This is a genomic window from Acidobacteriota bacterium, from assembly GCA_040752675.1.
In the GTDB taxonomy this organism is placed as follows: domain Bacteria; phylum Acidobacteriota; class Polarisedimenticolia; order JBFMGF01; family JBFMGF01; genus JBFMGF01.
In genome coordinates, this window is record JBFMGF010000002.1 from 1 (window position 1) to 9,884 (window position 9,884).

10 protein-coding genes are annotated in these 9,884 nt (G+C 49.6%); 8 read left to right on the plus strand and 2 right to left on the minus strand.

All coding sequences use genetic code 11. The features are described from left to right. Positions 1-140 precede the first annotated feature (140 nt). The 8 genes from AB1756_00210 to AB1756_00245 all read left to right on the plus strand — a co-directional run bounded on the left by AB1756_00210 (position 141) and on the right by AB1756_00245 (position 6,609). Positions 141-395: a hypothetical protein gene (locus tag AB1756_00210; protein MEW5805774.1), complete on the plus strand. Its 255-nt coding sequence runs from the start codon at positions 141-143 to the stop codon at positions 393-395. 3 nt (positions 396-398) lie between these two features. Beyond that, positions 399-821, plus strand: a complete 423-nt coding sequence (locus tag AB1756_00215) for a hypothetical protein (protein ID MEW5805775.1) — start codon at positions 399-401, stop codon at positions 819-821. A gap of 128 nt (positions 822-949) precedes the next feature. After that, on the plus strand, positions 950-2,149 hold the full coding sequence (locus tag AB1756_00220) for a tetratricopeptide repeat protein (GenBank protein MEW5805776.1): 1,200 nt from the start codon (positions 950-952) through the stop codon (positions 2,147-2,149). Between the two features lie 75 nt (positions 2,150-2,224). Next, positions 2,225-2,692 carry an Rrf2 family transcriptional regulator gene (locus AB1756_00225; GenBank protein MEW5805777.1) on the plus strand — a complete coding sequence of 156 codons (468 nt, stop codon included), beginning with the start codon at positions 2,225-2,227 and terminating at the stop codon, positions 2,690-2,692. Positions 2,693-2,766: 74 nt separating this feature from the next. Then, positions 2,767-3,906 carry a 4Fe-4S binding protein gene (locus AB1756_00230; GenBank protein MEW5805778.1) on the plus strand — a complete coding sequence of 380 codons (1,140 nt, stop codon included), beginning with the start codon at positions 2,767-2,769 and terminating at the stop codon, positions 3,904-3,906. A 52-nt stretch (positions 3,907-3,958) separates the two neighbouring features. Next, positions 3,959-4,519, plus strand: a complete 561-nt coding sequence (locus tag AB1756_00235; GenBank protein ID MEW5805779.1) for a hemerythrin domain-containing protein — start codon at positions 3,959-3,961, stop codon at positions 4,517-4,519. 54 nt (positions 4,520-4,573) lie between these two features. Continuing rightward, positions 4,574-5,287 (plus strand): cytochrome c, encoded by a 714-nt coding sequence (locus AB1756_00240; protein ID MEW5805780.1) that lies wholly within the window; start codon positions 4,574-4,576, stop codon positions 5,285-5,287. Further along, the gene (locus tag AB1756_00245) at positions 5,284-6,609 is read left to right on the plus strand and encodes a cbb3-type cytochrome c oxidase subunit I (GenBank protein MEW5805781.1); all 1,326 of its coding nucleotides are present in this window, start codon (positions 5,284-5,286) and stop codon (positions 6,607-6,609) included. The genes AB1756_00240 and AB1756_00245 overlap by 4 nt, the downstream gene beginning before the upstream one ends. Before the next feature lie 12 nt (positions 6,610-6,621). On the opposite strand, the gene AB1756_00250 is transcribed toward AB1756_00245, so the two are convergent. Next, positions 6,622-7,776, minus strand: coding sequence for a cysteine desulfurase family protein (locus tag AB1756_00250; GenBank protein ID MEW5805782.1), 1,155 nt, complete (start codon positions 7,774-7,776; stop codon positions 6,622-6,624). Between the two features lie 48 nt (positions 7,777-7,824). Beyond that, a complete protein-coding gene (locus AB1756_00255; protein MEW5805783.1) occupies positions 7,825-9,867 on the minus strand; it encodes a CRTAC1 family protein in 2,043 nt (680 codons plus the stop codon). Positions 9,868-9,884 lie beyond the last annotated feature (17 nt).

Below are 9,884 nucleotides of genomic sequence, written 5' to 3' on the forward strand. Positions count from 1 at the left end.
CAGGGTTCTGATCCTTTTTCTGCTCATCATGGCTTATATCAGATAAGCTATTATACATATCTGATTATATGACAAAAAAAATTTCTGTCAATACCTTTATCAAAAATTTTTGCCAAAGTTCAGTAATAAAAACACCTGTCATGCGAGAGCTTAAACTGCACAAGAGCATCGGCTTCAAGATCATCCTCTCCGTCGCCATTGTGGCCGTGATCGTTAACGGTTCCTTCGGCTACATCAAGCTGACCATCCAGGAGAAGCACTTGAACGAAACGATTCTGAGGTCGGCTTCTCTGTTGAGCGAGACGATCAAGAAATCGATGCAGATCGACATGCTCGAAAACAGGAAGGAGCATACATATCGCATCATGCAGACTATCTCCGACCAGAAGGGGTAGGAGATGGTCATAATACTGGTTCTACTGACATTCGTTATTCTCATTCTTATCACCCTTGCCACCATCGTTCAGGGCAACAGAAGAATCGATCTCGCCTCGCCGATCGATGGCGTCATAAATCTTATCAACGAGGAAGTCCTCTCCGATCCTGAGATCTTGAGAAAGGACCCCTACAAGACAGGATGGCTGCTAGAAGTCAGGCCGGCCAATATCCTCGAAAATATCCAGAAACTGAAGATCGCCTCCGAAGCTTCTACGTGGATCGAAAGAGAGCTTAAAAGATTTGCCGAATTCCTGGCTCTGTATATAAGAGGACCTCAGGAGCTCGGCGTGACCATTCAGGATGGAGGAGAATACATCCCCAGGATCGTAGAGAAGATGGATGACCATCAGTTTATAGCATTTACAAAGAGATTCTTCGGCTGATCCAATCATTTCTCCGTTTGATAAATATCTCTCCATACAATAGAATTGTCGTGTAATATAAAAACAACTGCGTGACTGGTGAATGGCAGAGATCCCCAGCTGCTATGAAAAGATCAAGATCGCCAATCATGAAAAGAAAGGTCATTCCTGATCCGGGATCATTACGATCCCGGCGGATTATCCTATGGATTGGTCTCACGCGGAATGTCTTGTGGACCGCTCTTACCTTGATTCTTTTCCTGCAATTCATTGCCTGCATGCCGGGCATTCAGAAGCCCTCATCCGAAAATATCCGGTCGTTAATCTCGCAAAGGGTTGGCCCCGCCGAATCGGAAGAAATCATAATCCCCTTTGAAATCGATGATGAGATCAGGAAGGCGGCCATCGATGCGACGAGAGGGCTTTCCAGCAGTAAAGAGAAGATGACCGCCCTTCTTTCCAAGATATTGAACAAGAAGGATATCAATCTGAAGTACGACCAGTATAAGAGCTATACGGCCATCGAGACATTCCGGAACGGAAGGGGGAACTGTCTCGCCTTCACAAACCTACTTGTCGGAATGGCACGATCGGTGGGCGTTGATGCCTTTTTCGTGGAGATCCTTGAGATCAGCGAGTACGACCTGCTGGAAGGGCTTGTGGTCAACCAGAGGCACATCTGTTGTGGATATTACAGCGGGACAAAGGTGGAACTCATCGACTTCGCGAGCAACGCAAAGAAATACCTCGGCTATAAGAAAATGGAAGATCTTGAGGCTATATCCAGCTACTACAACAATCTCGGCTACGATGCCCTGATGGATGGAAAGATCGAGGACTCAATCAAGAATTTCACCCTTTCCATCAGGATCAGTCCTGATTTCACCTGGGGATACAACAATCTGGGCGTTACGTTGAGCAGAAGGAAAGATTACCAGGAGGCTATCTACTATTACGAGAGAGCCATCGAGCTGGCCCCGGACTACGAAGCTCCTCACGGGAACCTGGCAAACCTCTACCTCCAGATGGGGGAGAAGGAGAAAGGGGAAAAATATCTTAACCTGCTCAATAAGGTTGAATCGAAGAATCCCTACCACAGGATATCCCGGGGACTCTTTCTCAAGGAGCAGGGAAATCTGGAGGAAGCAATCAAAGAGATGAAGAAGGCTATCTTCTTCGACAGGGAAAACGTCGCCGCGCGGGTTGAGCTGGCCAGGATCTACATCACACTTGGCCATACAAGGCTAGCCAGGCATCACCTCAAGAAGGCTTTGATACATAGCCCCGGCAATCCAGATATCATACAGGCCCTGAATTCTTTAACATCAAAAAATTCCCCGGAAAATTAAATCCCTTCACGAGCTTGACAGAGGAAAAAAAGGTTGTATAATTAAGACAAAAATGTCTTAAATTAAGGAATTGCAATGCTGCTATCGAAAACATGCGACTATGGAATACGAGCAGCACTCTACGTGGCCTCGAAGCCCGGTGTGCAATACTTTCCGATCAGAGAGATCTCTGGTAACCTGAACATCTCATTCCATTTCCTGACGAAGATCCTCCAGAAGTTGACACAGCACCATATAATGAAATCCTTCAAAGGACCCCGGGGAGGAGTCGCCCTGGCCCGGTCGCCAAAGTCCATCACCCTGATGGATATCATCATGGCTATCGAGGAGCCTGACTTCTTCCGCAGATGCCTCCTTGGTCTCGAGCAGTGTCTGGATGAAAATCCCTGCCCAGTTCATGAGGAATGGAAGGCGATCAGAGGGGATATTCAGTCAATCTTCGAGAACACAACCCTTGCTAAGATGACTACCAGGATAGAGGAGAAGGGATACAGGATCGCAGACCTGGTCAAAAAGCCTCCAAGAAAAAAGAAGAGCGCATGAGAGGAATGTCCTTGATCTCTTCTGATAATAGGAATTCTGGGGAATATTGAAGACATATATATCTGAAATAGAAGATGATAGAGATAGAAGAACGCGATATCGAAATAAAAGCGGTTGAGAAAAACGCAGATAGTTCTTTCCGGATCAGACCTTATCGCAAGTTGGTACAGATCGGCTTTCTCATGCTGACTCTGTTGATTGGGGCTCAATTCATCCTGTTTGTCGGCCAGCTTGAGAGCGGCCAGATACCAAACATCCCGCGCCCTCCCGGAGTGGAAGCCTTTCTTCCCATCAGCGCTTTGATCAGCTTGAAATACTGGATTCTGAGCGGAATCTATAATACGATCCACCCGGCTTCACTGACCCTTCTTCTGATCATTCTTGCAACCGCTTTCTTCCTGAAAAAAGGATTTTGCAGCTGGGTATGCCCCTTCGGCCTCCTCTCTGAATTTCTATTCTCGTTAAGAAAGTTTCTCTCCGATCGGTATCTCTATCTGGGTCGCTGGCTCGATTATCCTCTGCGCAGCCTCAAGTATCTCTTGCTACTCTTTTTCCTCTGGGCAATTTTCGTCCAGATGAACACAGGAGAGCTCCGTCGGTTCCTTTACAGCCCCTATAACCAGGTAGCCGACATAAAGATGCTGAAATTCTTTTCTGAGATCTCCATCACGACCTTCTGGGTCTTGGTCATCCTGTTCCTGTTATCGATCCTCATCCCTTATTCCTGGTGCCGCTACCTCTGCCCGTATGGCGCGCTTCTGGGAGCTCTGAGCTGGTTGAGCCCATGGAAGATCCACCGCGACGACGCGACCTGCATAGACTGCAAGAAGTGCACGAAGGCCTGTCCGGCAAATATCAAAGTGCACAAGGCGGGTGCCGTTTTTTCCGATGAGTGCCATGCCTGCCTTCAATGCGTGGATGCATGTCCCGTGAAAGACACGGTGTACATTTCCGTAACCAGGAAAAAGTTCAGGCTTCCACGACTTGCTTATGCCATGCTGCTCGTCCTTCTCTTTCTGACAGGAACAACTCTTGCTCGATGGACAGGCCGCTGGCATAGCAGCATTTCCATCCCACAGTATCAGTATCACATAATGCACCTGAAGGACCCGCAGTATCATCACAACCGGGGGCGGGTTCCGGATTATGAAGGCTCTTATGAGCTGGGAGCCGATATGAAAAATATTGAAGGTGAAAATAGACTTTCAAAATAACTTTATCGTAACAAGATGATTGCATGACGAATAAATCAAGGAGGAACAAACAATGACTTACACATCCGATATCCTGGTAGAAGAGCACGATGTCATCGAGAGGATGCTGAAGGTGGTAAGAACCGCTGCAGAGCGTCTGGAAGAAGGTGATGGACTGCCGGCAGAGGCGTTCTTGCATATGGTCGATTTCATTCAGAACTTCGCAGATCGATGCCATCATGCAAAAGAGGAAAATATCCTCTTCAAGTTAATGGAAAAGAGGGGATTCTCTCTCAGCAATGGACCGATAGGCGTCATGCTGCAAGAGCATGAGGAAGGAAGGCGTTTCACGCGCAACATGAAGACAGCAGCGCTATCTTTGCAAGAAGGGGATCACCTGGCTAAAAGAGAGATCATCAACAATGCGCACGGCTACGTCGATCTCCTCTCCCAGCACATCTTCAAGGAGAACAATATCTTATATCCCATGGCCAATCATGCCTTCACCCCCGAAGATCAGCAATATCTCGCGAAAGAGTTCGAGCGTGTCGAAACGGAAGCCATGGGCGAAGGGGTTCACGAGAAGTACCATCACCTGGTGCTTGAACTGGAAAAACGTCTTATGATGAAATAGCGTTACACGGGTTATTTGATAAATGACTTTTACAACAATTGAGGAGAGGGAACAATGAACACGGCAACAGCCAAATGGATCTTTTATTCCGGAACTTTGATCTCGGCGCTTCTCTTTCTGATCCTCACATGGGACACGCACCGCCAGGTCAAGGCACTGACCAACGTGGACAAATTATCACAAGAGGTTGTCGCTGGGAAAAGAGCCTTTCAAAAATACAACTGCAACGACTGCCATACCATCCTGGGGTTCGGGGGATACTATGCCCCCGATCTCACAAAAGTGTACAGTCGCCGTGGGGAAAGCTACATCTGGAAGGTGGTCTCGCAGCCCGAGATAGTACTGGCCAGCTCCTTCAGAAAAATGCCACAGCAGAATCTGAAGCCCGAAGAGATCGATAATCTTGTCGCTTTCTTCAGATGGGTCGATGAGATCAACAACAATGATTGGCCTCCTCAGGATTCGAAGACCCGACGCAGATCTGGAGTCAACCGGCTTCTGGAAACGGGAACGATGTCGCTCGGAGCCGCCCTGTTCAAAGAGAACAACTGCTTTGCCTGTCACAGACTCCAGGAGGTTGGAGGAAACGTTGGTCCCACACTGGATGATGTGGGGTCGCGACTGAGCCTTGAAAAGATCAAACAGCAGATCCGGACGCCGGAATCCCTGAACCCGAATACGGCGATGCCCGGTTATACGAATCTTTCCGACGAGGATCTTCAAGCCCTCGCTACATTCATAAGTCAGCAGACAGGAGGTCAGCAATGATCGCATACAGATCTCAAAGAGTCGCATATCCTTATTTCATTTTTGCCCTGCTTCTTTTCGGTCTACAGGTTATGGTGGGGATATGGCTTGCAATAAATTATGCTTACACGCTTCCCCAGGAGCTGGTCGATATCTTCCCATTCGCCACGGCCAGAGCCTTCCACACAAACCTTCTCGTTCTCTGGATGCTGCTCGGATTCATGGGCGGGACCTACTTCATGGTCCCGGAAGAGAGCCGTAGCGAGCTCTTCAGCACCAAGCTTGCATATTTTCAGCTCATCCTGCTGCTAGCAACCGGCGTCGCCGCATTGATCGGATTCCTCATTGGCTGGACCCAGGGGCGACCCCTTCTCGAAATTCCCCTTAGCCTGGACCTTCTGATCGTCGTCGGCGCTCTCATTTTTCTCTTTAATGTGGGGATGACGATGATTCGCGCTAGGAACTGGACGATGATTCAAGGAACACTTTTAGGTGGCCTTCTTTTCCTGGCATTGCTCTATCTCTTTGGCATTCCCTTCTATCAGAACCTATCCATCGACTGGTATTACTGGTGGTGGGTCATCCATCTTTGGGTGGAAGGAGCATGGGAGCTGGTCACAGGAGCCATAATGGCCTGGATCCTTATGCGCATAACCGGGGTTCCACGTCAGACCGTTGAAAAATGGTTGTATGTGGAGATTGGACTGTTCCTCTTCACCGGGATTGCTGGCACTGGCCATCACTACTACTGGATCGGCGCGCCTAGATACTGGCTATGGGTCGGGGGTATCTTCAGCGCTCTCGAGCCTGTCCCCATCATCTTCATGGTATGGGATACCTTCCGTCATATCAGGGAGCGCCAGGTCGAGATCAAGAACAAGATGGTATGGACGCTGGTGGTCGGATCCGCCATCTATCATTTCATCGGGGCCGGTCTCTGGGGATTCATTCACACGCTCCCGCAGATTAACTACTACACCCACGGCAGCCAGGTCACTGTATCTCACGGACATCTGGCATTCTTCGGGGCTTATGCTCTGCTGAATCTGACCGTCTTTTATTATGCATTCCCTCTCTTGAGAGGTGCTCAGAAATTCAAGCAATCTCCAGGACACTGGGGATTCTGGATCACCAGCAGTTCGATGATGATACTCGGCCTGGTCTTTGGAGTCGCCGGGATCCTTCAGTCCTATCTGGAGCGCATACTCGGGATGGGTTACATGACGGCTCAGGCACAGATGCAGTTCTGGTTCAAGATTGCCATCTACATCGGGATAGTTTTCCTGACCGGCGTCGGCATCTGGATTTATGACCTGCTGCGGATGAAGCCCGTACAGGAATAGGAAAATAGCTGATTACAACGGGGAGAGTTTTCTCAATTTATCAATGGAACGCGACAACATATTCAGAACGGCATCTATATCTTCTGAACAGTTGTCAATCCCGAGCGTGAACATTATGGAGCCCTGCGCCAAGACATGATCAAGGTTGATGGCCTGCAGGACGTGCGAGATTCTGGAAGCTTCCGAGGCGCAGGCGGAGCCGCTGCTGCATGCGATCCCGGATAAGTTCAGATTCAGAGAGAGAGCTTCCCCCTCAATGAATTTAAAACAGAAGCTGGCATGGTGCGGAAGCCTTTCAGCTCTATGACCGGTCAGAAACGAATCCTGGATCCCTCCAAGAACCCCCTGGATTAACCTCTCTCTTAGATTCAGGAGATGCTCTCTTCGCACATGAAGATTTTCTATCGCCTGCTTCGCCGCTACCCCCATCCCGACTATGGAGGGAAGATTATGGGTCCCCGCTCTCAGTCCACCTTCCTGGACCCCACCTTCTATAAGAGGCAGCATTTTGACTCCTTCTCTCACATAGAGGGCTCCTGAACCAACCGGTCCATAAAAAGGATTCCCCGCCAGGCTAAACAGATCGACGCTCAACTCTCCGACATCGATGGGAACGAAACCAACGGCGGCTACGGCATCGGTGTGAAAGAGGATATCCTTTTCCCGCGCGATCCTACCTATTTCCCGAACAGGCTCCAGTGTGCCGATCTCATTAGAAGCAAACATAACCGTTATGAGGATCGTGTCGTCACGTGAAAGGAAGGATACCTCTTGCGGATCTACCAGTCCATCTTTATCAACGTTCAGCCAGGAGACTTGAAAGCCCTGTTTTTCCAGGGTCTTCAAAGGGTGGATCACGGAGTGATGTTCTATAGGGCTTGCTATAATGTGCCTTCCTTTTTTTGCATAAGTGGCGGCCGCACCCTTTATGGCCATGTTGTTAGACTCGCTTCCACAACTCGTGAATATGATCTCCCTGGGTTCCGCGCTGATCAGACCGGCAACGGAGGCCCTCGCCTCTTCCAGTGCCTCCTTCGCCTTTTCACCATAGAAATGCTTGCTCAGCGGATTCCCCGCTGCATCATCGGAAAGGAATGCCAGCATCGATTCCCTGGCTTCTGAAAGAATGGGGGAGCTGCTCAGATGGTCAAGATTGATCTTTTTCATCCTCTCACAACAACGATACCTTTCGAATATTTCTTCATTATAATTGATTCAATAGAGAGGGGATTCACAGCAACCGTCTATTGTTGTGATCAGGTAGTAGTAGGAAGCACCATCTACCGCGGCCCCTGCATCCCTGTACTGGATGCCGGGTGTGCCAGGGTCCGAATCCGTAATCCTGCCAGCATGAGGCAGACCCCAGTACATAGGGTTTGATCTTTCATCCCGGTAAACATTCCAAGCAAGACCGGGAACCGAAGGATCATCCCACGTAAGGATGATGTCGCTTACATCCTTTTTCACCATAAGATTTGTGGGATCGCCAACGTCGGGACATGACTCGTTGATCCGGATGAAGTGATTGACGGCAACGTTCGTCAATTGTGTCGTCGTCAGGCTCTGGTTCGGCCAGCGAACATAGATGGAATCGACGACGGATGCCTGACCAAGACCGAAAGTAAGACTAAGGGGAACCTGGGGCCCCATGTGGCCGTTCCCAGCATAAACTTCCCTGGTCTGTATGACGCCGCCTGCCGTTACCCTCACTCTCGCTCCGATGGTGCTGCAATTGCTGAGTCCTGACACACCGGCCCCTTTCAGTGTGACGACAATCCAGTTGTTGGCGGTCCCGACATCATTCCTGTAAAGCTGAATGCTATCCGTGTCATTCGCAAATCCGACGAGCAGATCTTCATCGCCATCCAGGTCATAGTCCATCGGGATGACGTTGTGCGGAGGAAGGTTTGCTGTGTTGATACCATTCAACCCCGATTCCACCGTCACGGGGCTGAACGTATGATCCGGCTTCTGCTTGAAGAGATAGATCCGGTTGTTGTCATACCCGCTCTCAGTCAGAGCAAAATCAGCCAGCATATCGCCATCGAAATCAAACCAGCTTGCGTAGTGATCTCCATGATGAGTTATATCCGGATCCTCTGCCGTTCTTCCGCTGACTCTCCACCAATCCCACTTAAAGACATCATTATCATCAGGAACCGTTGTGGAATGGACGCTACCGTCCCCATCTCCTTCCCCGTGGGTCAGAATCTCAAAGAAGTCAATATCTCCATCATTGTCAAAATCTCTCGGCATGCTGCCAAAGGAAGCTACACCGCTCCCTGTTCCTCTGTAGAGGTCATAATCCGAATCGCTCTGGACCTGAGTGAATGTCCCATTGCCGTTGTTCCTCCAGTGTCTCGGAACAGAGCCCAGCGCCGTCCAAGCATAGGGCGGTGCGAAGAGGTCGGCAAATCCGTCTTCGTTCCAGTCCCATGTGGCAATGCCGTAAATGCACGTTGCCGCTGCATTGATCCCTGCTGCTGTCGTGACATTACTGAAACTCCCGTCGCCATGCCCCCTGTACAACTGATCAATGGTCATGTAGCTTGGAAAGGCAGCAATACACCATGAGGAAGGACTGCCACAGTACCAGTTGCCGATATACAGGTCAACATTCCCATCGTTGTTGTACTCCACGAAAACGGCCCCTGCCGTGTTGTAGATCGGCTCCGTGTGGAAGGGGGAATTCGGAGCGAGGGTAAAATGCGCGCTGCCATCATTCAAAAGCAGGTCGTTCCTCCCCTTGTCCAGCGTATAGTTTTCATGAACGTAGACCGAGGTGAAGATGTCAAGGTCGCCATCATTGTCAACATCGGCAAAGATCGCCGCATCTGAATGCCTTCCTTCCGTCGTTCCCTGCCTGTTCGCCCTGATGTTCGATTCCATCGTGTAGTCAATGAACTTCCTGCTGTACGGGTCAGATGGGTTGTCCCCCTGGACGTTTAGATAGAGATACTGTTTGTCAAGCACATCACCAGTTCCTTCATTCTGTGATCTATGAAGGAAGATGTCGGGATACCCATCCCCGTTCACATCCCCTACGGAAAGACGAAATCCTGGCTTACCCCCCAGCCCTACCTCAGCAGTCACATCTGTGAAGTATGGTGCTGTAAAGTTCTCAGTCGATACAGCTGAAGACCCATTCTCTTCTTGTACAAAAGGCGTTGCGGCAGGAATCGATATGAGCATTAATAGAAACACGGCAACTAGCCGATCGAAAATCGTTTTCATGAAGGCGACTCTTTTCGCTACCATGGCATCTCCTCTACTTA

Bases quoted from the DNA above. Each gene is read 5' to 3' on its own strand.
- AB1756_00240 (MEW5805780.1), top strand. From the start codon at position 4,574: ATGAACACGGCAACAGCCAAATGGATCTTTTATTCCGGAACTTTGATC.
- AB1756_00220 (MEW5805776.1), top strand. From the start codon at position 950: ATGAAAAGAAAGGTCATTCCTGATCCGGGATCATTACGATCCCGGCGG.
- AB1756_00250 (MEW5805782.1), bottom strand. From the start codon at position 7,776: ATGAAAAAGATCAATCTTGACCATCTGAGCAGCTCCCCCATTCTTTCA.
- AB1756_00210 (MEW5805774.1), top strand. From the start codon at position 141: ATGCGAGAGCTTAAACTGCACAAGAGCATCGGCTTCAAGATCATCCTC.
- AB1756_00255 (MEW5805783.1), bottom strand. From the start codon at position 9,867: ATGGTAGCGAAAAGAGTCGCCTTCATGAAAACGATTTTCGATCGGCTA.
- AB1756_00245 (MEW5805781.1), top strand. From the start codon at position 5,284: ATGATCGCATACAGATCTCAAAGAGTCGCATATCCTTATTTCATTTTT.
- AB1756_00235 (MEW5805779.1), top strand. From the start codon at position 3,959: ATGACTTACACATCCGATATCCTGGTAGAAGAGCACGATGTCATCGAG.
- AB1756_00215 (MEW5805775.1), top strand. From the start codon at position 399: ATGGTCATAATACTGGTTCTACTGACATTCGTTATTCTCATTCTTATC.
- AB1756_00225 (MEW5805777.1), top strand. From the start codon at position 2,225: ATGCTGCTATCGAAAACATGCGACTATGGAATACGAGCAGCACTCTAC.
- AB1756_00230 (MEW5805778.1), top strand. From the start codon at position 2,767: ATGATAGAGATAGAAGAACGCGATATCGAAATAAAAGCGGTTGAGAAA.